This window comes from Streptomyces sp. NPDC005017 (genome assembly GCF_042873115.1).
In the GTDB taxonomy this organism is placed as follows: domain Bacteria; phylum Actinomycetota; class Actinomycetes; order Streptomycetales; family Streptomycetaceae; genus Streptomyces.
The window spans coordinates 356806-377581 of sequence record NZ_JBIALD010000002.1 but is presented as its reverse complement, the minus strand read 5'-3'; the positions used below and the strand labels follow the sequence as shown (position 1 = coordinate 377581).

Sequence of the window (20776 nt, the reverse complement as noted above, 5' to 3'; positions counted from 1 at the left end):
CACGGCCGCGATCCGCCTCCCGGCGGCGGCCTACCCTGGAGGCATGAGCGACGACAACTACTGTCTGATCGACGCCACGAAGCCCCCGAAGGCGGACGGCCCGCCCTACGCGGAGTGCGTGCAGTGCCGGGAGGCCACCGAGTACCCGGAGTCGTACAAGGGCATCACGCTGTGCCCGGTGTGCGAGTGGCAGGAGGCCCAGCGCACGGCCTGCTCAGGCTGACGGCCGCCCCGCGGCGGCGACCAGCTCCGAGACCTTCACGAAGCGGTAGCCCCGCCGCCGCAGCTCGGGGACGATCTCGCGCACGGCCCGCTCGGTGGCCGGGGCGGCGCTGCGCGTGCAGTGCAGCACGACCACGGAACCCGGCCGCACCCCGTCCAGCACCTGCCGGGCCACGGCCCCGGAGTCCGTCGCGAACGCGTCCCCGCCGACCACGTCCCACTGCACGGCGGTGACCCCGGCGGGTGCCAGGGCGCGCAGCGCCGCGCGGTCGTAACAGCCGCCGGGGAAGCGGAAGTAGGGCATGGCGTCCTCGATCCCCGCCGCGCGGAAGGCGGTGTACGCGCGCTCCACGTCGGCCCGCATCCGGGCGGCGGGCAGGTCCGGCAGGCCGTAGCAGCCGCCGGTGAAGGCGTAGTGGCTGTAGGAGTGGTTGGCGACCTCGAAGAGCGGGTCGCGGCCGACGGCCCGGGCCTGGTCCGGGTACTGCTCCGCCCACCGGCCGGTCATGAACACGGTCGCCGGTACCCGGAGCGCGCGCAGGGCGGCGATCAGCGAGGGGTTGTCGAAGCGCTCGCCCGCCGCGGCCCGGTCGCCCTGCCCCGCGGTCATGTCGGCGTCGAAGGTCAGCGCGACCGTCCTGCCCCCGTTGCGGGGGCCGTTGCGGAAGACGGGCGTCAGGCCCGCCGGGCCCGGGGCGAGCGTGGGCGGCCGGGACGGCGCGGCGGAGGGGGCCGGGCGCGCCGCCCCGGCCGGGCCGTGCGGTGCCTCGGGGGCGCCGCACGCGGCGAGTACCGAGGAGAGCGCGCAGACGGCGGTGAGACGCCGGACGCGCCGTACGGAGGGGATCACCGTACGAACGTAGGAGTGACGATCGGTCGGTCGGACGATCCACGCCGCCCGTGCGTCCGATGGCGGGCCCGCGTCACCCGGGCGGGCCCGCCGGTCGGCCGGTGTCCGTCAGTGGTGCCAGGGGCCGGTCACGGCGAAGGTGGTGCCGGGGTCGTAGCAGTTGAGGTACATCGTCCGCCAGTCCGGGGAGAAGGCGGCCCCGGCGAACTCGCCCCACTCGGGGGCCTCGGGGGTGCCGGTGTTCTGGCGGTTGCGGGCCACGGGGTAGACGTCGCCGCGCCGGTTGACGCCGTAGACGTGCTGGGCGCCGCCGCCGTCCTCGCAGACCATCAGGCCGCCCGCGGGGGACAGGCAGATGTTGTCGGGGGACTCGCCGGGCAGCTGCACGTCCGTGTCCGGGCCGAAGACGATCACCAGGGTGAGGTGGTGGTGGGCCGGGTCGTAGCGCCAGACCTGGCCGTAGTGGTCGGCGCCCGAACCGGCGGCGCGGCGCGCGAAGGACGACACGAAGTAGACGGAGTGACGGCCCCAGTAGCAGCCCTCCAGCTTCTGCGCGTGGGTGACACCGCGCGGGCCGAAGTCCTGGAACCGGATCGGGGTCCGGGCCGCCAGCGGGTCGGGGACGTCCACCCACTCGACCCGCTGGAAGCGGGTGCCCGCCTCCTGGATCACCGACAGGTCGCGGACTCCCGGCACCCGCATCGCCTGGAGCCGGCCGCCCGCGCGCAGCGAGCCGTGACCGCCGAGCGGTTTGTCCGGCAGGAAGCGGTAGAACAGGCCGAACGGCTTGTCGAAGGCGTCCTCGGTCTCGTAGACGATGCCGTGGCGCGGGTCGACGGCGATCGCCTCGTGCTGGAAGCGGCCCATGGCCTTCAGGGGGACCGCGCCGCTGCGGTGCGGGTCGGCGGGGTCCACCTCGAAGATATAGCCGTGGTCCTTGGCGTACCCGTTGGTGCCGGCCCTGTCCTCGGTCTCCTCGCAGGTCAGCCAGGTGTGCCAGGGCGTGGGCCCGCCCGCGCAGTTGACGGCCGTGCCGGCGATCGCCACCCGCTCGGCCAGCACGTTCCCGCGCGCGTCCAGCGTCAGCGCGGTGCAGCCGCCCTTGCCGGCCGGATCGTAGGTCAGGCCGGGGACGGTGGGGACGCCGATCGGGGCGGTGACGCGGTTCTCGTGGTTGCGGACGAGATGGACCCTGCCGCCCCGGCCGGGCAGTGCGGTCATGCCGTCGTGGTGGGAGGGCACCGGGCCCTCGCCTGAGCGCAGCGGGTCGCCCTCGCGGGAGAGCACGCGGTAGCGGAAACCTTCCGGCAGATCGAGCAGGCCCTGCGGGTCGGGCAGCAGGGGGCCGTAGCCGTGGCGGCCCGGACCGCCGGCGGCGGCGGTACCGGCGAAGAGCTCCGAGAGGGCGCCGGTGAAGGCGATGCCGGCTCCCACGGCCCCGGACCGCGCGAGAGCCTGACGACGCGTCATGGACATCTACTGGCCTTCCTGTTGGCGGACAGGACTGACCAAGCGTGTGTACCACCGGCGGCGCCGCGCGGGAACGACACGCGTCGCGGAAGTCACCTTTCCGGTGGGGTCTGTTGGGCCCGTTCCAGGAAGCGCAGCAGCTCCACGGGGAACGGCAGCACCAGGGTGGAGTTCTTCTCGGCGGCCACGGCCACCACCGTCTGGAGCAGCCTCAGTTGGAGGGCCGCCGGGGTCTCGGACATCTGCTTGGCGGCCTCGGCCAGCTTCTTCGAGGCCTGGAGCTCGGCGTCGGCGTTGATGACCCGGGCCCGGCGCTCCCGGTCGGCCTCGGCCTGCCGGGCCATGGAGCGCTTCATGGACTCCGGCAGCGACACGTCCTTGATCTCGACGCGGTCGATCTGCACGCCCCAGCCGATGGCGGGGCTGTCGATCATCAGTTCCAGGCCCTCGTTGAGCTTCTCGCGGTTGGACAGCAGATCGTCCAGGTCGCTCTTGCCGATGATGGACCGCAGCGAGGTCTGCGCCATCTGGGAGACGGCGAACCGGTAGTCCTCGACGTTGACGATCGCGGCGGCGGCGTCCACCACCCTGAAGTACACGACCGCGTCGACGCGCACGGTGACGTTGTCGCGGGTGATGCCCTCCTGGGCGGGCACCGGCATGGTGACGATCTGGAGGTTGACCCGGCGGATGCGGTCCACGCCGGGCACGATCATCGTCAGCCCCGGGTTGCGGGCCGTCCCGCGCAGCCGCCCGAGCCGGAAGACCACTCCGCGCTCGTACTGTTTGACCACCCGTGCCGCCGCCGCGAAGTACACCAGCCCGGCCGCACCGGCTCCCGCGAGCACCGCGAGCAGCTCCTGGACCATGACGACCTCCTCGCCCAGAGGCCCGTGTTTCCCTTCCTGTCACGATATGCCCGGTGCCCTGTCCGAGGCCACGAGCGGCCGTGGACCGGGCACCGGGGCGGGCTTCTCCGGTTCGGAGCGGGAACGGTCCGTACCTGGTGCTACGGCGTGGCGGTGGCCGTCGGCGGGCCCTGCGGAGCGGTGACCTTCGCCGGTTCCGTGCCCGCCGCGCTGTGCCGTTCGGCCGAGCCCTCCAGTGCCGTACGGAAGGCATGGTGCAGGCCGGACAGGTCCAGCTCCACGGGCGGTCCTTCGGCAGGGCCTCCAGACTGTCGGGGATCCTCGGCAGCCGCAGGAAGGCCGCGTTGCCCGACAGGAACGCCTGGACCGGACCCGTGCCCTTGCCGACGACGTCGGGACGGATGTGCGAGGCGTCCCACGCCGTCTTCACCACGGCCGGGCCCAGGCCGACGGGCACGCCCTCGAACATGCATGCTGACCGCGACGATCGCCGGCGCCGGGACCGCGAGGATCACGGCCTCGCCCCGTGAACGAGTCCTCGACCCGGGGGCTTTACGAGGTCAGGACTCCACGATCCGCTTGGCGTCGCGGGCCAGCGCGGTCAGTCGCGAGATGGCCCTGAAGTACTTCTTGCGGTACCCGCCCTTCAGCATCTCCTCGCTGAACAGCTGGTCGAACGGGAGCCCGGACGCCAGCACCGGTACCTCGCGGTCGTAGAGCCGGTCGGCCAGGACGACGAGGCGCAGCGCGGTCGACTGGTCGGGGATCGGCGTCACGCCGGTCAGGCACACCGCGTTCAGGCCGTCGGTGAGCGCTCCGTAGCGGCTGGGGTGGACGCGGGCGAGGTGGTCCAGCAGATGCGGGAAGTCGTCGAGCGAGGCGCCCGGGGTGGCGTAGGCGGCCTTGGTGACCTGCTCGTCGGAGTACGGCGGCGGGGCCTCGGGCAGGCCGCGGTGACGGTAGTCCTCGCCGTCGATGCGCAGGGCCCGGAAGTGGGCCGACAGCCCCTGGATCTCGCGCAGGAAGTCCGCCGCCGCGAACCGGCCCTCGCCGAGCTTGCCCGGCAGGGTGTTCGAGGTGGCGGCGAGCGCTACGCCCGCGTCGACCAGCTTGCCCAGCAGGGTCGAGACGAGGACGGTGTCGCCGGGGTCGTCCAGTTCGAACTCGTCGATGCACAGCAGCCGGTGCCCGGACAGGGTCCGCACCGTCTGCTGGAAGCCGAGCGCGCCGACCAGGTTGGTCAGCTCCACGAAGGTGCCGAACGCCTTCAGTGACGGGTCGGCCGGGGCGGCGTGCCACAGGGAGGCCAGCAGGTGGGTCTTGCCGACGCCGTAGCCGCCGTCCAGGTAGACGCCGCGCGGGCCGGCCGGGGTCTTGGGCGCCTTGGCCCGGCCGAAGCCCAGGAAGCCGCGCCTGCCGGCGCCGGTGGCGTGCGCGCCGCCCAGTCCGGCCGCGAAGCCCTCCAGGACCCGGACGGCCTCGGTCTGGCTGGGCTGGTTCGGGTCCGGTATGTACGTGCTGAAGCGCACCGAGTCGAACCGCGGCGGCGGCACCATCTCGGCGACGAGCCGGTCCGCGGGGACATGCGGCTCGCGGGCGCACAGGGACAGCGGGGCCGCGTCGGCTGTCGGGTCGACGCCGGAGGCGGTGGTGGAGGACGACACGGTTCCCCAGCTTAGAGCCTGTCCGGGGGGCGGGCCGGGCCGGGAGCCGCGGCCCCCGGCGGTGCGACGGGGGCCGCCGCCGCGCGAGCCCGATCCGGGCGGGCGTGCGGGAGGTCTCCGGGCGGGCGTCCGCGCGGCGGAGGAGGGCGTCCGGCGCGACGGGCCCGGGGGTCGGCGACCAGCGACAGCGCCGCCGGGGGCGTGCGTGTGAGGCCCCCGCGACGCCGCCGCGATCCGCCGGGCGGGGCCCGGGGGGCGTGGAACACTGCGTGGTATGCGACGCCTGTTCCCTGTGACCGACGAGACAGCAGCCCCGGCCCCGCGGGGGACTCCTGAGGCCCACGGTGAAGGGGGCGGTCCCGAGGGGCTCCGGGCCCCCGGGACCCATGGTGCGGCCGACCGGGCCGCGGACACCGCCGCCGCTTCCGGTTCCGGCTCTGGCGCCGGTTCCGGCGACGGGGTGGCCGGTCCCGTCGGCGATCACGAGTGGAGCCTCGCCGAGCTGGCCGCGGCCTACGCCTATCCGGAGGCCGGGCCCGGCGGACCGCGGGTGTGGGTGCGCGGCAACATGGTCTCCACGCTCGACGGGGCCGCCCAGCACGACGGTCGCTCCCAGCCCATCTCCTGCCCTGCCGACATGCGGATCTTCGGCACCCTGCGGGCGCTCGCCGATGTGGTCCTGGTCGGTGCGGAAACGGTACGCCAGGAGGGCTACCGCCCGGCACGCGCGCGTGCCGAGTTCGCGGCCCGGCGCGAGGCCGCCGGACAGGGGCCCGCGCCCGCGGTCGCCGTGGTCTCCGCGAGCCTGGACCTCGACTTCTCGCTCCCGCTGTTCACCTCCCCGCTGACCCCCACCGTCGTCCTCACCGGCGCCGGGGCACCGGCCGGCCGGGTGGCGGCCGCCGAGCGGGCCGGGGCGCGGGTGCTGATCGCCGGGGACGGGCGCGGGGTGGAGCCCGCGCGGGCCGTCGAGGCGCTGGCCGGGCTCGGGTACACCCGGATCCTCACCGAGGGCGGCCCCCGGCTGCTGGGCCAGCTGATCGCCGCCGATGTGCTCGACGAACTGTGTCTGACGATCTCCCCGATGCTCACCGCGGGCGACGCCCAGCGCATCGCCGGCGGCCCCTCGGTCGGCGTACCGAGCCGCTTCGAACTCGTGTCCCTGCTGGAAGAGGCCGGGTACCTGTTCGGTCGCTACCGTCGGTCGTGAAATCGACGGAATCTACCGTTCCGTTTAACTTCCGCTGGGAACACTAGGACCGGCAGTACCCGTGCGATCACGGGGCAGGATGGTTTCCGCAGGGCCTCGCACGGCCCACGCAGGACGGAGGGCCCACAAGGGCCTCGAACAAGAAGGGGCGCTGGTGTTCACAAGCGTTTTGATGATCGAGAAGGCCCTGACGTCCGCCGACGTGGAGTTCGTCACGACCTTGCACGGGGAGGAGCAGGTCTCCTTCCACGTACTCCTCCAGCCGCGCGGCGAGCAGGCGGACCGGCTGCTGCGCGCCATCGACGACATCGCCCTCGGGGAACTGGACGAGGCGGTGCGCGAGGGGGAGACGCCGGAGGGGGACGAGGCGATGACCGTCGGCGAGAAGGCGCTGGAGGTCTCGCTCGCCGCGCTGCGGGCGGCCGGGGCCCCGGCGGAGGGGCGGCTGGTCGACGACCATCCGCTGGACGCGCTGAAGGGGCTGGTGGGGGAGATCGGGGCCGACGAGGTCATCGTGCTGACCGACCCCCACTACGTGGAGGAGTTCTTCCACCGGGACTGGGCCTCCCGGGCCCGGCACAAGGTGGGGGTGCCGGTGCTGAAGCTGTTCTCGCACAGCAAGGCTTAGGGCCCTTCTGACGGATCTCCGCGGCGTCGCGACGCCCGGCACGCACTCCCCACTGCCTGAAGGGCGTGGGAGGTACCCCCAAGCCACACGGTGCGGAGGGGACAGGTGGCTCCGCCACACGCCCCCTCCGCACCGCACACCGATCGCACGCGCCGAACGCCGCTCCTGCTCCCACGGAGATCCGTCAGAAAGGCCCTGGCCGCCGCCCGCCCGGCGACAGGGGCGCGCGTGGGCGGGGGCCGGGGCGCGGGACGGCCTCGCCGCGCAGATCGGGGAGGCGCAGGGGGTACGCGTGCGCGGGGCCGGTAGCGGGGGCCACGCGGCGGAGCCGTGTACCGCTGCGGTGTCCGTGCCTCTCGGGTCGCTGGTGCGGTGCCTGTGCTCCTCGGGCCAGCGGTGCGGTGCCCGTGTTCCTCGGGTCGCCGGTGCGGTGGCCGCGCCCCTCAGCCCGGTGCGGGCGCGGCAGGCAATAGGCTGGGTCCGCTCCACTCTCGTACGCACCGCATCTTGGGAGATCACGCATGGCACCCGGCATTCCTACCGCCATGGACCGACCGCACTTCATCGGTATCGGTGGTGCCGGGATGTCCGGGATCGCGAAGATCCTGGCGCAGCGCGGGGCGCGGGTGGCGGGCAGCGACGCCAAGGAGTCGGAGACCGCCCAGGCGCTGCGGGCACTCGGGGCCACCGTGCACATCGGGCACGCGGCGGAGCACCTGGCCGACGACGCGAGCTGTGTCGTGGTGTCCTCGGCGATCCGCGCGGACAACCCGGAACTGGCCCGCGCGGCGGAACTCGGCGTCCCGGTGGTGCACCGCTCCGACGCGCTCGCCGCGCTGATGGACGGGCTGCGGCCGATCGCGGTGGCGGGCACCCACGGCAAGACCACCACCACCTCGATGCTGGCGGTGTCGCTGACCGCGCTGGGCCGCGAGCCCTCGTACGCGATCGGCGGCGACCTGGACGCGCCCGGTTCCAACGCCCTGCACGGCACGGGCGAGATCTTCGTCGCCGAGGCGGACGAAAGCGACCGCAGCTTCCACAAGTACGCCCCCGAGGTCGCGATCGTCCTCAACGTGGAGCTCGACCACCACGCCAACTACGCGTCCATGGACGAGATCTACGAGTCCTTCCAGACCTTCGCGGCCAGGATCGTGCCCGGCGGCACGCTGGTGATCAACGCCGACCACGAGGGCGCGCGGGAGCTGACCCGGCGGCTCGACGGATCGGTGCGCACGGTGACGTACGGCGAGGCGCGGGACGCCGATGTGCGCGTGCTGTCCGTCGTGCCGCAGGGTCTCAGGAGCGAGGTCACCGTGGTGCTGGGCGGCGAGGAGCTGACCTTCACGGTCTCCGTGCCCGGCCGGCACTACGCCCACAACGCGGTCGCCGCCCTCGCCGCGGGCGTGGCGCTCGGCATCCCGGCCGCGGAGCTCGCGCCGGCGATCGCCGCGTACACCGGTGTGAAGCGCCGCCTCCAGCTCAAGGGCGAGGCGGCCGGGGTGCAGGTGATCGACTCCTACGCCCACCACCCGACCGAGATGACCGCGGACCTCGAGGCGATGCGGGCGGCCGCCGGGGACGCGCGCATCCTCGTCGTCTTCCAGCCCCACCTGTTCTCGCGCACCCAGGAGCTCGGCAAGGAGATGGGCGCCTCGCTGGCGCTCGCCGACGCCTCCGTGGTGCTCGACATCTACCCGGCCCGCGAGGACCCGATCCCCGGGGTGACCAGCGAGCTGATCATCGAGGCGGCGCGGGCGGCGGGTGCGGACGTCACCGCCGTGCACGACAGGACCGAGGTGCCCGGCGTCGTCGCGGGAATGGCGAAGGCTGGCGATCTCGTTCTCACCATGGGAGCGGGCGATGTCACCGACCTCGGCCCGCGCATCCTGGACCGTCTGTCCCCGTCTGAGTGAGGAATGAGGGCTCATGTCGTACGACGTCGAGAAGCCGGACGAGCAGTGGCGTGCGGAGCTGACCCCGGCCGAGTACGCCGTGCTGCGGCAGGCGGGCACCGAGCCCGCTTTCACCGGTGAGTACACCGACACCAAGACCGAGGGCGTCTACTCCTGTCGCGCCTGCGGCGCCGAACTGTTCACCTCCGCCACGAAGTTCGAGTCGCACTGCGGCTGGCCGAGCTTCTACGACCCGCGCGACACGGACGCGGTCGAACTGATCGAGGACCGCTCGCACGGAATGCTCCGCACCGAGGTGCGGTGCGCCCGCTGCGGGTCGCACCTCGGCCATGTGTTCGCGGGCGAGGGGTATCCCACGCCCACGGACCAGCGGTACTGCATCAACTCGATCTCCCTGAGGCTGGCGGCGGACGAGAGCTGAGGGCACGGGCATGGCGCCCTCGGGTGCGTGGATACGGCGTTACCTCCCGCTCGACGAGCCCCGGCAGCGGCTGATCTGCTTTCCGCACGCCGGGGGTTCGGCGAGCTACTACCGCACCCTCGCCCGGTCCCTGGGCAGTACGGGCACGGAGACGCTGGTCGTGCAGTACCCCGGGCGGCAGGAGCGCATCGCGGAGCCCGCGGCCCGGGACGTGGACGAGATCCTCGACGGCGCCTGGGGCGAACTGCTGTCCGCGCTCGGCGACGGCAGGCCGTTCGGCCTGTTCGGGCACAGCATGGGGACGGTGCTCGCGTTCGAGGCGGCGCGGCGGCTGGAGCGCGAAGGGCCGCCGCCCGACGCCCTGTTCGTGTCCGCCCGGGAGGCCCCCTCGGCCGCCCAGGAGGCCGATCTGGCGGCGAGGCTCGCCGAGTACGACGACGAAGGACTCGTCACCGAGCTCCAGTTGCTCGGCGGACTCGCCCAGGAGCTGCTGGCCTACCCGGACATGATCCGGATCGCGCTGTCCTGGCTGCGCGCGGACGTCACCCTGCTCGCCGGTTACACGTACCGGTCCGGCCCACCGCTGCGGTGCCCGGTCGTGACCCTCGTCGGGGACGCCGACCCGTATGTGCCGGCCGAGTCGATGCGTTCCTGGCGTACGGAGACGGACGGGGCGTTCGAGACGCACGTCCTGGACGGCGGGCACTTCTACTTCGACGCCGAGGAGCGGCTGGCCGAGGTCTGCAAGATCGTGGACGCCGGGCTGCGGCGATGACGGCCGGGCCTGCGGCGATGACCGGGGAGGCCGTCGGGCTGTGGTCGCTGCGGGTGGGCGCGCTCGACGAGTCCGCCGTGGACACGCGGGAACTCGACGCCGACGAGCGGGCCCGGCTGGAGCGGCTGCGCCACGCCGCGGACCGGGTGCGCTACGGGGCCGCGCATGTCGCCCTGCGGCGGCTGCTGGGGGCGCGCCTCGGGGTCGCGCCCGCCGAGGTCGCCTACTTCCGGGAGGCCTGCCCGTGCTGCGGCGCGCCGCACGGCAGGCCGGCGGTGCTGGGGGTGCCCGGAGCACCGCACTTCTCGCTCTCGCACGGCGGCGACCGGGTGCTGATCGCGCTGGCCGCGCAGCCGGTCGGTGTGGACGTCGAGCCGTACCCGGCCGCCTCCGACGTCCCCGGGCTGACGGGCGCCCTGCATCCGCTCGAGCGCCGGCAGATCGCCGAGAGCGGCTTCGCCCCGGCGGTGTTCACCCGGGTCTGGGCCCGCAAGGAGGCCTATCTCAAAGGCCTGGGCACGGGCCTGGGGCGGCCCCTCGACGCCGACTACCTCGGCGGGACGGACGCCGGGCCAGGCCCCGGGGGCTGGAGCGTGTCCGACGTACCGGTGGGCGACGGCCACGCCGCGGCGGTGGCCGTGCGGGCGGTGGCGGCGCGGCCGCGGGTGGATGAGCTGGAGGCGGGGTTCGTGGCGGCGGGGCGGGACCGGGCCGGGCGGTAGGGGGACGGGCGGGCCAGGCGGGCCTCAGAGCACCTTGCGCTGGACCAGGGCCGACAGGACGAGGGCGCCCGGCAGCAGGGGGATCCAGACCGTGAGGACGCGGTAGCCGATCACGGTCGCCGTGGCCAGGCCCACCGGGGCGCCGAACGCGGCCATGGTGAAGACGAGCGCCGCGTCCACGGGACCGATGCCGCCGGGCGCGGGCACGGCACCCACCGCCGTACTCGCCACCAGCAGGGCCAGCACCACCTGCGCCCACGACAGCGGCAGGCCCAGCGCGAACCCCACACACGCGATCACACTGCCCTGGAGCAGCGGCGTCGCGGCGGCTCCGCCCCACAGCGGCAGATACCGGCCCGGCATGGTGTGCAGCAGCCGCGCGTCGCTCAGGGCGGTGCGCAGGAAACCGAGCACCGGCCGGCGCAGCGGGCGCACGACCGCGACGATCACCCCGGCCGCCGCCAGCCCGGCCAGCGCGCCGCCCGCGGTCAGCAGCAGCGCCCAACTGTCCGGGACGAGGTCGCCGAACCGCAGCAGGTCCGGGGCGACCAGCACGAAGACCACCAGGACGAACGTCTTCGCGATGGGCCTGACCAGCGAGTACAGGGCGAGCGAGGCGGTCGCGCGGGCCAGCGGGACGCCGCGCTTCTGGAGAAAGCGCAGGGTCACGGCGTGCGCGCCCAGGGAGGCCGGCAGCACATGGTTCGCGGCGCCCGCGGCGAACTGCGAGGCCAGCAGCAGGCCGGGCGGCAGCCGTTCCGGTACGGCGCCCTGGCGGACGCAGGCGGCGGCCACCCAGCCGAGGCAGGTGAACAGGGACGCGGCCAGCAGCCAGCCGGGGTCGGCGGCGGCCAGCCGGGCCGTGCCCTCGCGCACGGTGCGCAGGTCGACCGCCGCCCACGCGGCGATCAGCAGCAGCGGCAGCAGGCTCAGTGTGAGGCGCAGGGCGCGGGCGGAGGCGGGGGAGCGGACGGGGGCGGGGAGGGCAGGGGGAGGCCCGGTGAGCGGCAGGGTCACGGCGTACGTCGTCCTTCCGCGTCCCGCCCCGCGCGGGGACGCGGGGCGGACGAAGACAAACGGGGCGGGGAGGCGCACCTTGGGGGAGGGCACCCGGGGAGGGGACGACCGAAAGGTCCCCGCCCGGCATGACGCCACGGTGTCGCGCAGCGGAAGCGGCGCGGGCGGCTGGGCGACACGGTGACCCGCCCTCGCCAGGACCCCGGCCCCGGACGGGCCGGGGTCCTGGCGAGGGCGGGCGGGGGTGGTGCGGCCGGGCAGGGCCTGTGGGGGACGGGGCGGGCAGGAGGTACGACGGGGAGAGGGGAGCGGTGGGGCGTAGGGGGTGTGGCCTCGGCCGGAGGAGCCGGCGCCTCGGTCGTCGGAGTCGCCGTGCGGTCCGAGGCCGGTATCCGCCCCCACGACCGTTCTGCCCGCGCTGGCGCCCCGTCACGCGGCCTGCACTCTTATGCGTTTTCAGTCCCGGTTTGCAACCCTTTTAGGGTGTTCAGTGTCCCGCGTTGGATCCACGCGCCCCGAAGACCCGGAAGGGTGCTCTCCGGCGGCCGTCGGCGGCGCGGGGAGAGCCAGGAAGGGGAGAGCGGTACGACGGCCGCGCCGGGGGTGCCCACGGGAACGGCGGCCGTGCGGGACGCGCTCGCCGGGATCGGTACCACGCTCGACGAGGACGGCACCAGGGAGGAGCTGACCCGCGCGGCCGCCCGGTACGCCGGCTGCGCGGCCGCGCTGCTGACGGCCCCCGCCGAGAGCGTGGCACGGTACGAGGCGGTCCAGGGCGACGCGGACCTGCTGCCCGAACCCCGCTGGGTGGCCGCCGTGGCGGCGCAGGACGTCGGGCAGGGCCGCGGCTGGGCCGGCGCCGCACCCGGCGGCCGTGTCCGGCCCGCGCTGTGCGTAGCGGTCGCCACCGGCGACGCCCGCTTCGGCATGCTGGTCTGCGGCCGCCACGCGGCGCCCTTCACCCACCCGGAGGCGGAGTTCCTCGCGCTGCTGGCCGAGCGGGCCGCCTCCCATCTGCGACACGCCCGCGAGTACGCCCGGATCAGCCGGATCGTCGGGGACCTCCAGCGCGCCCTGCTCGCCGAACCCGGCCGCCCGCACCCCAACCTGGACGTGGCCATCCGCTACCAGCCCGTCGGCCGGCGCAGCCTGGTCGGCGGCGACTGGTGCGAGACCGTCCGACTGCACTTCGGCCGCACCCTGCTGGTCGTCGGCGACGTGATGGGACACGGCGTCGAGGCGGCCGTGGACATGACCGCCTACCGGCAGTCGCTGCGCTACATCGCCTCCGCCGACCTGCCCCCGCACCGGGTGCTGCGCCAGCTCGACGACATCGTCTCGGGCGAGCCCGACCGCCGCCCCGCGACCTGTCTGATCGCCCGGGTCGACCCGGCGCGCGGGCAGATCACCCTCGCCAGCGCAGGGCACCTGCCGCCCGCCGTGATCGACGCCCACGGCCAGACGACCCTGCTGCCCGTGCCGGTCGGGCCACCGCTCGGCACCGGGCTCGGCGGCTACGAGGCGGGCACCTACCGGCTCGGGCGGGGCGAGACCCTGCTGCTGTTCACCGACGGGCTGGTCGAGCACCGGGGCGAGGACATCGACCGGTCCCTCGACCGGCTGGCCCGGCTCCGCTTCGCCGGCGAGCCGGACGTGGAGGCCGTCCTGGAGTCGGTCCTCACCCGGCTCGACGCCCGTCACGCCGAGGACGACGTGGCCGTCCTGGCGGCCCGACTGCATCCCCGCGCGGACGCACCGGACGACGACCCGGCCGCGCGGGGCCCACTCGGCCGGTGAGCCGCTGGTCCGACCGCCGCATCGCCATGGCCCGACCGACCGCCCACCACCGCTGGACCGAACCCGCACACACCCACGCGACGAATCCCCTGAAGGGGCGCGGGGAACGGCGCAAAAAACCACGACGGACCCGCACACACCCACGCGACGCCCCCTTGTAGGGGCGCGGGGAACGGCGCAAAAGGCCACAACGACCCCGCACACACCCACGCGGCGACGCCCCCTGTAGGGGCGCGGGGAACGGCGCGAAAAACCACGACGACCCCGCACACACCCACGCCACAAACCACAACGGCCCCGCGGCCCGAGCACAACGACCCCCGCCCCCCACCCCGCACCACCACACCCCCGCAACACCCTCCGTCTAGACTTCCGGGCAAGCGCCCCCCACCGCCCAACCACCGGAAGGCACCCACGTCTTGATACGGATGGACGCAGTCACCAAGCGGTACCCGGACGGCACGGTGGCGGTCGACCGGCTCTCCCTGGAGATACCCGACCGCGCGGTCACCGTCCTCGTCGGCCCCTCCGGCTGCGGCAAGACGACGACCCTGCGCATGATCAACCGGATGGTCGAGCCGACCGAGGGCAGCATCCTCCTCGATGGCAAGGACATCCGGCGGCAGCCGGTCAACACCCTGCGCCGGTCCATGGGTTACGTCATCCAGAACGCCGGCCTCTTCCAGCACCGCACGATCCTCGACAACATCGCCACCGTCCCCCGTCTGCTGGGCTGGGGCCGGGCCAAGGCCCGGGACCGCGCCCGCGAACTCATGGAACGCGTCGGCCTGGACACCGCCCTGGCCCGCCGCTACCCCTACCAGCTCTCCGGAGGTCAGCAGCAACGCGTCGGCGTGGCAAGGGCGTTGGCCGCGGACCCGCCCGTGCTGCTGATGGACGAGCCGTTCTCCGCCGTCGACCCCGTGGTGCGCAAGCAGCTCCAGGACGAACTCCTGCGCCTCCAGGCGGAACTGGGCAAGACGATCGTCTTCGTCACCCATGACATCGACGAGGCGGTGAAGCTCGGCACCATGGTCGCCGTGCTGCGCACCGGCGGCCGCCTGGCCCAGTTCGCGCCGCCCGCGGAGCTGCTCTCGCAACCCGCCGACGCCTTCGTCGAGGACTTCCTCGGCGCCGACCGCGGCATCCGCCGGCTGTCCTTCTTCGGCTCCGCCGGACTGGAGCTGCTCTCCGCCCCGGTCGTGGCCGTCGACTCCACCGCCGAGCAGCTCGCCGCCCGTGCCACCGGGGAGTTCCCCTACCTGCTCGTCACCGACCTGGACGGCAGGCCGCTCGGCTGGAGCGAGCCCGGCGACCTGGCCGCCGGGGAGATCGACCCCGCGCGACTCCTGTCGTACGGGCGGCCGTTCGTCTTCGGCGAGGACTCGCTGCGGGCGGCCCTGGACTGTGCCGTGCTCTCGCCGACGGGCTGGGCGGTGGCCGTGGACGCCGAGGGGCGGGCCGTGGGGGTCGTCTCGCAGACGGTCATCGGGGAGGCCATCCGGGGCGCCCACGCCGCGGGCCGCCCGGCACCGGCGGGCGCCGAGGTCCCCGCGAGCCGGTCCGGGGAGGCGAGCCCCTCCGGCAAGGCGGCCCACGCCGACGCCGAGGCCGCCCGGTGAACCGCTTCTTCGACATCCCCAGCGACCTCCAGCACAGCTGGCTCGGGCTGATCGGGCTGCACCTGCGCGAGGCGCTGCTGCCCGTCCTCGGCGGGCTGCTGCTCGCCCTGCCGCTGGCCCAACTGTGCGTACGGCTGCGGTGGTTGTACCCGCCCGTGCTGGCCGTGACGACCGTGCTCTACGCCATCCCGTCGCTGGCGTTCTTCGTCGTCCTCATCGACTACACCGGCCAGACCGAGCTGACGGTGATGATCCCGCTCACCGTCTACACCCTCGTCGTGCTCGTCCCCGCGATCGTCGACGGTGTGCGCTCGGTGCCGCCGGAGACCCTCGCCGCCGCGCGCGCCATGGGCTTCGGCCCCCTGCGCCGTTACGCGCAGGTGCAGTTGCCGATCGCCGTGCCCGCGATCATCGCCGGGCTGCGGGTGGCGACCGTCTCCAGCATCTCCCTGGTCAGCGTCGGCATGCTCATCGGCAACCAGGGCGCCCTCGGCAACCTGCTGCACGACGCCGCCATCTACAACCGGCCGGAGCTCGCCTGGAACGCCGTGCTCACCATGGCCGTCCTCGCGGTCCTGATCGACGCGCTGCTGGTCGGCGTACGGCTGCTGCTGACCCCCTGGATGCCGCGAGGTGCCACCTCAGGGGGAGGCGCCACTCCCGAGGGAGGCACCACCTCAAGGGGAGGCGTCGGCGCCCCCCGCAAGGCGCCCGTGAAGGAGGACGCCCCGTGAGCATTCTCGACTTCGCGAACGCCTTCTTCAGCGACGGCACCCACTGGCACGGCTACGACGGCATCCCCACCCGCGTGGCCGAGCACGTCGGCTACACCCTGGAGGCCCTCGGCCTCTCCGCCGCGATCGGCCTGCCGGTCGGCCTGGTCACCGGCCACTACGGCCGCGGCGGCAACGTCCTCGCCCTGATCGCCACCGCCGGGCGCGCCCTGCCCACCTTCGGTCTGCTGGTGCTGCTGACCATGCTGCTGGGCTTCGGCATGGCTCCGGTGATGATCCCGCTGGTCGTGCTCGCCGTACCGCCGATCCTGGTCACCACGTACGAGGCCGTGCGTTCGGTCGACCCGTCCCCGGTGGACGCCGCCCGCGGCATGGGCATGCGCGAGACGGACATCATGCTCCGGGTGGAACTGCCCCAGAGCCTGCCGCTGGTCCTCGGCGGGCTGCGCACGGCCGCCGTGCAGATCGTGTCCACGGCCACCATCGCGGCGTACGTCGGCTTCGGCGGCCTCGGGCGGTACATCATCGACGGCCTCTACCAGCGCGACTACGAGAAGGTGGTCGGCGGCGCCACCCTGGTCGCGGGCCTGGCCCTGGTGACCCTGGCGGTGTTCTGGGCGGCAGGCAGACTGACGGTCTCGGCGGGGGTGCGGCGAAGCGCCCGGGCGTGACCGGGAGGGCGGGGCCGTCCCCGGCAGGAGAGGACCGCCTACGGCCGCGCCTCCGACCGGGCCAGGGCCAGTTGCAGCACCTCCAGCAGCGCGTCCCGCACGGAGCCGCGCTCGCGGGCGTCGAACACCACGACCGGGACGCCCGCGGAGACGTCGAGGGCCCAGCGGACCTCGTCCAGGGCGTGCTCGACATGCCCGTCGAAGGCGTTGACGCCGACCGCGAAGGGGATGCCGCGGTGCTCGAAGTAGTCCACGGCCGCGTAGCAGTCGTCCAGACGGCGGGTGTCGACGACGACCAGCGCGCCGACCGCGCCCTCGACGATGTCGTCCCACATGAAACCGAACCGTTCCTGCCCGGGAGTACCGAACAGATACAGCGTCAGCGTGGGGTCGACGGTGATCCGGCCGAAGTCCATCGCGACGGTGGTCGTGGTCTTGCGCGGGGTGTGGGACAGGTCGTCCACCTCCGCCGCCACCTCGGTGATCGACGCCTCGGTGGTCAGCGGCTCGATCTCGGAGATCGAGCCGACGGCGGTGGTCTTGCCCACCCCGAAGCCGCCCGCGATCACCAGTTTCACCGGCAGCGGCGGGCGCTCGGGGGCCCCCGCGGCGGCGGCGCCGGACTGCTCAGCCGGAGTCACGCAGTGCTCCTCGGGAGTCGGGGACGGCACGCAGGCCCTCGATGACCCTGCGCAGGACGGACGAGTCGTGGACGGCGGCCGTGTCGGGCAGATGCACCGTCAGCTGGCCCGCCGTACGCAGGTCCTCGGCCAGGACGCGGACGACGTTCAGATGCAGCCGCAGCCGTGCCGCGATCTCCGCGATCGACTGCGGCCGCCGGCACGCGGCCACGATGTCGTGCCGCTCGAACGACAGCCGGTCCAGCGCGGCGAGTCCCTCTGCGGTGGCCACCACCTGGGTCTCGACGGGCATCGGCCGCCCCTCGGCGTCGGGCGCGACCCGGCCCGCGGTGACCAGGAACGGCCGGACGGCGGCGACCGGCCCGACCGGCTCGGGCGGGTCCTCCCCCGCCCGGGGCCCGTCCGGGGTGCCGTCGTCCGCCGCCATGGTGATGCAGGTCCTCTCGGCCGTCAGCCGGACTGCGCGACGCCGACGCTGTTCTTCAGCTCCAGCACGAGCTGCGGACTGAGCGTGGCCCCGGCGCGGTTGGCGAACAGGGTCATCTCGTAGGCGATGTTGCCGAGCTTGGCCCCCTTGTCGGCGACCACGCCGAGCACGGCACCGGCGCCGATCGCGGAGACCAGCACATGACCGCCCTCCAGGTCGATGATGACCTTGTTCAGGGCGCCCAGGCCGTAGTTGCCGGACGCGCCGGCCGCGAGGCTGGTCAGGCCCGAGACGATCGCCGCGAGCCGCTCGGAGTGGGCGCGTTCGCGCAACTGGGCCACCGCGATGAGCAGCCCGTCCGAGGACACCGCGATCGCGTCGACCACGCCCGCGGTCTCCGTCGCGAAACGGTTGAGCAGCCAGGTGAAGTCCGCCGCGGCCGCGCGCAGATCCTCGGGCCCGGCCCCTTCGGCCGGGGTGTCGTCTGTCGACGTGCTCACTGCTCCGCTCCTTCCGCGGGGGTGTCTGCGGCGTTGTGCCGCTGTGTGCCGTGCCGCTGTGTGCCGTGCCGTTCGCCGTCGGGCCGGTTCCCGGCGCCGCCGGGGCCGTCGCCGTCCTGTGCCCCGTCGTCGTCCCGTGCGCTGTCGTGGTGGGCGCGTGCCACCGCCGCCTCGAACTCCTCCAGCTCGCTGCGTACGGCGTCCGCGTCGGCGGGGGACGTCGACCTGGCCGTGGCGGGCCGGCCGGTGTCCGGGGCGGTCGTCCCGAGGGTCGCGCCCCGGACCCGGCGGCGCAGGGGCCGGCCGGAGACACGGCTGTCCGGGGTCTCCCCAGCGGGGTCCGGACGCGGCTCGGTGCGGGCCCTGGGGACGAGCGGGGTCCCCTCCGGGGCCTTGCGGCGCGGGACGCGGCGGGGGAGCGGGGGCTGGGCCGACGGGGCGCCCGGGGGCGCGGGGTCCTCGCGCACGGCCGCGGTCTCCCGTGGACGGGCCGCGGGCGCGTCCGAGGCCTCCCGCGGGCCGTCGCCGTCCGCCACCGTCGCCGTACGGGACCCGGGCGCCGGGGCGGCAGCTGCCGCCCCGGCGGGCACCGCGGCCGCCGGAGCGGGTACGGGTGCCGCGGCCGGTCCGGTCGACGCCAGCAGCGACGCCGGTACGGTCACCGCGGCCGTGACCCCGCCGCCCCGGGTGCGCGACAGCCGGACGCCGATGCCCCAGCGGCGCGCCAGCGCGCCGACCACGAACAGGCCGAGCACCCGCGTGGGCACGAGGTCCAGCCGCTCACGCCGTACGAGACGGGCGTTCTCCTCGGCGAGGCGGTCGCGGCTCAGGCCCAGCCCGTGGTCGGTGACGGTGACCGTCGCCCCGTCCGTCCCGGCCACGACGGTCACCTCGACCGGTGTGTCCGCGGGGGAGAACCGCACGGCGTTGTCGAGGAGTTCGGCGACCATCAGGGTCAGGTCGCTCGTCACGTCGGGGACCAGCCGTGCCTCGGTCCCGGCGTGCAGTTCGACGCGCTGATAGCCCTCGATCTGGCCGAGGGCCGCGCGGACGACGGTGGTGAGTTCGGTCGGACCGGCGTTCAGCAGCGTCTCGCGCAGTCCGGCCAGCAGGATCAGGCTGTCGGCGTTGCGGCGCAGCCGGACCGCGATGTGGTCGATGCGGTAGAGGCGTTCGAGCAGCGCGGGGTCGGTCTCGCCGCGCTCGACGGCGTCGATCAGGGCCAGTTGGCGGGTGGTGAGGTTGCTGACGCGGCGGCCCACGTGCCCGAACATCTCGGCGACGTTGCGGCGGCTGAGCACCTGTCGCTCCAGCAGCGCGGCCGCCGTGCTCTGCACCCGGTTGAAGGCCTCCGCGAGTTCCCCGATCTCGTCCCTGGCCGTGACCGGGATCGCGCGCAGCCGGGGCGGGCCGTCGTCCTCGGTGTCGTCGTCGGCCACCCGGGCCAGTTCGCGCCCCGCGACCTCGGCCACCTCCCGCGCGGCCCCGGTGAGCGCCTGCACGGGCCGTACGACGGAGCGGCGCACCACGACCGACAGGGCCAGCCACGCGGCACAGCCGAACAGGGCGAGACCCAGCAGCAGTCCCGCGCGCAACTGGGCGTCGGCGGAGGCGTCGTCGGCGCGGTCGGCGATCTCGCCGATCAGCGAGGTGGTGACGGCGAGCCGGATGCCGGCCTGGGCGCGGTAGTCGGGGTAGTCGGCCAGCGACTGCCGGAACGCGGCCCGCACCTCGCCCAGGTCGCCGGCCTGGAGGCCGCCGGGGTCGATCCGCAGTTCGGCGTACCGCTGGGCGATGGCGGCCTGCGCGGTGTTGTGCTCGACCGTGCGCAGCCGCTCGGCCTGCTCCTCGGTGGCCAGCCGGGTGAACCGCTCGGCCTGGTAGGTGTACTGCTCGTAGGAGCCGACCGCGCCGAGCAGCTGGATCAGCGCGTTGGAGTCGCGGGTGCCCGCGGCGAACACCCCGGTCTCGAAGGCGCCGTGGGCGGCCCCGGCGCGCAGCAGCGAGTCCAGCAGACCGCCGGTGAAGGTGGCGGCGAGCACGGAGTCGCGGCTCAGGCCGAGCCCGTCGATCAGCCCCTGGGCGGCGCCCGCGTACGCCGGGTCGATGTTCTCGGCGGGCAGGTACCCCCGCTCGACGGTGTCGCGCAGCCCGTCCAGGGCCTCGACCTCGAGCAGGGCCTGGGACTCGGTCGGCGGCAGCCGGCCGCCGAAGGTCCGGCGCACCTCGTCGAGCTGCCGGTCCACGACGGCCTGGGCCTCACGGTAGGCGGCGGTGGACGGCCGGGCGACGCCCTCGGCGGCCTCGTGCCGCACCGACAGCAGGACCGCCTGCTGGTGCTCCGCCTCCAGCCGGTCCACCAGCCGGGCGACCTGGGTGCTGTCACGCACCAGCCGGGCCGCCTCCCGTGCCCGCCGCGACTCCTGGAGCAGATCGGTGACGAGGTACGTCAGCAGCAGGGCGATGACCGCGAGCGGGACGCCGAGCAGGACGTTGAGTTTGCGGCGGAACGGCCACCGGTCGGCGAAGCCGCGCAGAACGCTTCGCTCGTTCGGGGACACGGCGCCTCCTTCGGGGCGTGTCGGGGCACGGCGAGGTCCGAGGGGCTGCTGTGGTCCAT

20 protein-coding genes and 1 pseudogene are annotated in these 20776 nt (G+C 74.4%); 11 read left to right on the top strand and 10 right to left on the bottom strand.

Features of this window, described 5'->3' with window-relative positions; all coding sequences use genetic code 11:
• Nucleotides 1–43 precede the first annotated feature (43 nt).
• Nucleotides 44–223, top strand: a complete 180-nt coding sequence (locus tag ACFYR0_RS04475) for a hypothetical protein (RefSeq protein ID WP_386380858.1) — start codon at nt 44–46, stop codon at nt 221–223.
• Here the strand turns inward: ACFYR0_RS04475 and ACFYR0_RS04470 are convergent.
• The 5 genes and pseudogenes from ACFYR0_RS04470 to zapE all read right to left on the bottom strand — a co-directional run bounded on the left by ACFYR0_RS04470 (nt 215) and on the right by zapE (nt 5075).
• Nucleotides 215–1072, bottom strand: coding sequence for a polysaccharide deacetylase family protein (locus ACFYR0_RS04470; protein ID WP_389321768.1), 858 nt, complete (start codon nt 1070–1072; stop codon nt 215–217). The genes ACFYR0_RS04475 and ACFYR0_RS04470 overlap by 9 nt on opposite strands.
• Before the next feature lie 108 nt (nt 1073–1180).
• Nucleotides 1181–2548 (bottom strand): alkaline phosphatase PhoX, encoded by a 1368-nt coding sequence (locus ACFYR0_RS04465; protein WP_389321766.1) that lies wholly within the window; start codon nt 2546–2548, stop codon nt 1181–1183.
• 86 nt (nt 2549–2634) lie between these two features.
• Nucleotides 2635–3411 carry a slipin family protein gene (locus tag ACFYR0_RS04460; RefSeq protein WP_389321764.1) on the bottom strand — a complete coding sequence of 259 codons (777 nt, stop codon included), beginning with the start codon at nt 3409–3411 and terminating at the stop codon, nt 2635–2637.
• A 140-nt stretch (nt 3412–3551) separates the two neighbouring features.
• Nucleotides 3552–3938 (bottom strand): annotated as a pseudogene (locus tag ACFYR0_RS04455) (SulP family inorganic anion transporter); the annotation flags it as partial.
• Nucleotides 3939–3971: 33 nt separating this feature from the next.
• Nucleotides 3972–5075: a cell division protein ZapE gene (gene zapE, locus ACFYR0_RS04450; protein WP_389321762.1), complete on the bottom strand. Its 1104-nt coding sequence runs from the start codon at nt 5073–5075 to the stop codon at nt 3972–3974.
• A 274-nt stretch (nt 5076–5349) separates the two neighbouring features.
• Between zapE and ACFYR0_RS04445 the strand changes: the two genes are divergently transcribed.
• From ACFYR0_RS04445 to ACFYR0_RS04420, 6 genes are all read left to right on the top strand, one after another.
• Nucleotides 5350–6285: a pyrimidine reductase family protein gene (locus ACFYR0_RS04445; RefSeq protein ID WP_389321760.1), complete on the top strand. Its 936-nt coding sequence runs from the start codon at nt 5350–5352 to the stop codon at nt 6283–6285.
• Between the two features lie 154 nt (nt 6286–6439).
• Nucleotides 6440–6913, top strand: a complete 474-nt coding sequence (locus tag ACFYR0_RS04440) for an indole-3-glycerol phosphate synthase (RefSeq protein WP_386380866.1) — start codon at nt 6440–6442, stop codon at nt 6911–6913.
• A gap of 521 nt (nt 6914–7434) precedes the next feature.
• Complete coding sequence (murC, locus tag ACFYR0_RS04435) at nt 7435–8829, top strand: UDP-N-acetylmuramate--L-alanine ligase (RefSeq protein WP_389321758.1); 1395 nt, start codon at nt 7435–7437, stop codon at nt 8827–8829.
• A gap of 13 nt (nt 8830–8842) precedes the next feature.
• Nucleotides 8843–9250, top strand: coding sequence for a peptide-methionine (R)-S-oxide reductase MsrB (gene msrB, locus ACFYR0_RS04430; RefSeq protein WP_389321756.1), 408 nt, complete (start codon nt 8843–8845; stop codon nt 9248–9250).
• 10 nt (nt 9251–9260) lie between these two features.
• Nucleotides 9261–10025 carry a thioesterase II family protein gene (locus tag ACFYR0_RS04425; protein ID WP_389321754.1) on the top strand — a complete coding sequence of 255 codons (765 nt, stop codon included), beginning with the start codon at nt 9261–9263 and terminating at the stop codon, nt 10023–10025.
• A complete protein-coding gene (locus ACFYR0_RS04420; RefSeq protein WP_389321752.1) occupies nt 10022–10747 on the top strand; it encodes a 4'-phosphopantetheinyl transferase family protein in 726 nt (241 codons plus the stop codon). The genes ACFYR0_RS04425 and ACFYR0_RS04420 overlap by 4 nt, the downstream gene beginning before the upstream one ends.
• Nucleotides 10748–10771: 24 nt before the next feature.
• Here ACFYR0_RS04420 and ACFYR0_RS04415 read toward each other — a convergent pair whose 3' ends face one another.
• Nucleotides 10772–11764, bottom strand: a complete 993-nt coding sequence (locus tag ACFYR0_RS04415; RefSeq protein ID WP_389321750.1) for a YbhN family protein — start codon at nt 11762–11764, stop codon at nt 10772–10774.
• Between the two features lie 603 nt (nt 11765–12367).
• Between ACFYR0_RS04415 and ACFYR0_RS04410 the strand changes: the two genes are divergently transcribed.
• From ACFYR0_RS04410 to ACFYR0_RS04395, 4 genes are all read left to right on the top strand, one after another.
• On the top strand, nt 12368–13561 hold the full coding sequence (locus ACFYR0_RS04410) for a PP2C family protein-serine/threonine phosphatase (protein ID WP_389321748.1): 1194 nt from the start codon (nt 12368–12370) through the stop codon (nt 13559–13561).
• A 419-nt stretch (nt 13562–13980) separates the two neighbouring features.
• Nucleotides 13981–15183, top strand: a complete 1203-nt coding sequence (locus tag ACFYR0_RS04405) for an ABC transporter ATP-binding protein (RefSeq protein WP_389321746.1) — start codon at nt 13981–13983, stop codon at nt 15181–15183.
• Entirely contained in the window at nt 15180–15917 is a 738-nt protein-coding gene (locus ACFYR0_RS04400) for an ABC transporter permease (RefSeq protein WP_389321744.1), read from the top strand. Before ACFYR0_RS04405 ends, ACFYR0_RS04400 begins: the two co-directional genes overlap by 4 nt.
• A complete protein-coding gene (locus ACFYR0_RS04395) occupies nt 15914–16588 on the top strand; it encodes an ABC transporter permease (protein WP_389321742.1) in 675 nt (224 codons plus the stop codon). The genes ACFYR0_RS04400 and ACFYR0_RS04395 overlap by 4 nt, the downstream gene beginning before the upstream one ends.
• 38 nt (nt 16589–16626) lie before the next feature.
• On the opposite strand, the gene ACFYR0_RS04390 is transcribed toward ACFYR0_RS04395, so the two are convergent.
• The 4 genes from ACFYR0_RS04390 to ACFYR0_RS04375 are packed head-to-tail and all read right to left on the bottom strand — an operon-like array spanning nt 16627 to nt 20717.
• Nucleotides 16627–17229 (bottom strand): ATP/GTP-binding protein, encoded by a 603-nt coding sequence (locus ACFYR0_RS04390; RefSeq protein WP_389321740.1) that lies wholly within the window; start codon nt 17227–17229, stop codon nt 16627–16629.
• On the bottom strand, nt 17216–17656 hold the full coding sequence (locus tag ACFYR0_RS04385; RefSeq protein ID WP_389321738.1) for a DUF742 domain-containing protein: 441 nt from the start codon (nt 17654–17656) through the stop codon (nt 17216–17218). Before ACFYR0_RS04385 ends, ACFYR0_RS04390 begins: the two co-directional genes overlap by 14 nt.
• Nucleotides 17657–17679: 23 nt before the next feature.
• On the bottom strand, nt 17680–18156 hold the full coding sequence (locus ACFYR0_RS04380) for a roadblock/LC7 domain-containing protein (RefSeq protein WP_389321736.1): 477 nt from the start codon (nt 18154–18156) through the stop codon (nt 17680–17682).
• Nucleotides 18153–20717 carry an ATP-binding protein gene (locus tag ACFYR0_RS04375; RefSeq protein WP_389321734.1) on the bottom strand — a complete coding sequence of 855 codons (2565 nt, stop codon included), beginning with the start codon at nt 20715–20717 and terminating at the stop codon, nt 18153–18155. The genes ACFYR0_RS04380 and ACFYR0_RS04375 overlap by 4 nt, the downstream gene beginning before the upstream one ends.
• Between the last annotated feature and the right edge of the window lie 59 nt (nt 20718–20776).

Bases quoted from the DNA above. Each gene is read 5' to 3' on its own strand.
- ACFYR0_RS04475 (WP_386380858.1), top strand. From the start codon at position 44: ATGAGCGACGACAACTACTGTCTGATCGACGCCACGAAGCCCCCGAAG.
- ACFYR0_RS04425 (WP_389321754.1), top strand. From the start codon at position 9,261: ATGGCGCCCTCGGGTGCGTGGATACGGCGTTACCTCCCGCTCGACGAG.
- ACFYR0_RS04445 (WP_389321760.1), top strand. From the start codon at position 5,350: ATGCGACGCCTGTTCCCTGTGACCGACGAGACAGCAGCCCCGGCCCCG.
- ACFYR0_RS04460 (WP_389321764.1), bottom strand. From the start codon at position 3,411: ATGGTCCAGGAGCTGCTCGCGGTGCTCGCGGGAGCCGGTGCGGCCGGG.
- ACFYR0_RS04385 (WP_389321738.1), bottom strand. From the start codon at position 17,656: ATGGCGGCGGACGACGGCACCCCGGACGGGCCCCGGGCGGGGGAGGAC.
- msrB (WP_389321756.1), top strand. From the start codon at position 8,843: ATGTCGTACGACGTCGAGAAGCCGGACGAGCAGTGGCGTGCGGAGCTG.
- ACFYR0_RS04420 (WP_389321752.1), top strand. From the start codon at position 10,022: ATGACGGCCGGGCCTGCGGCGATGACCGGGGAGGCCGTCGGGCTGTGG.
- ACFYR0_RS04465 (WP_389321766.1), bottom strand. From the start codon at position 2,548: ATGTCCATGACGCGTCGTCAGGCTCTCGCGCGGTCCGGGGCCGTGGGA.
- murC (WP_389321758.1), top strand. From the start codon at position 7,435: ATGGCACCCGGCATTCCTACCGCCATGGACCGACCGCACTTCATCGGT.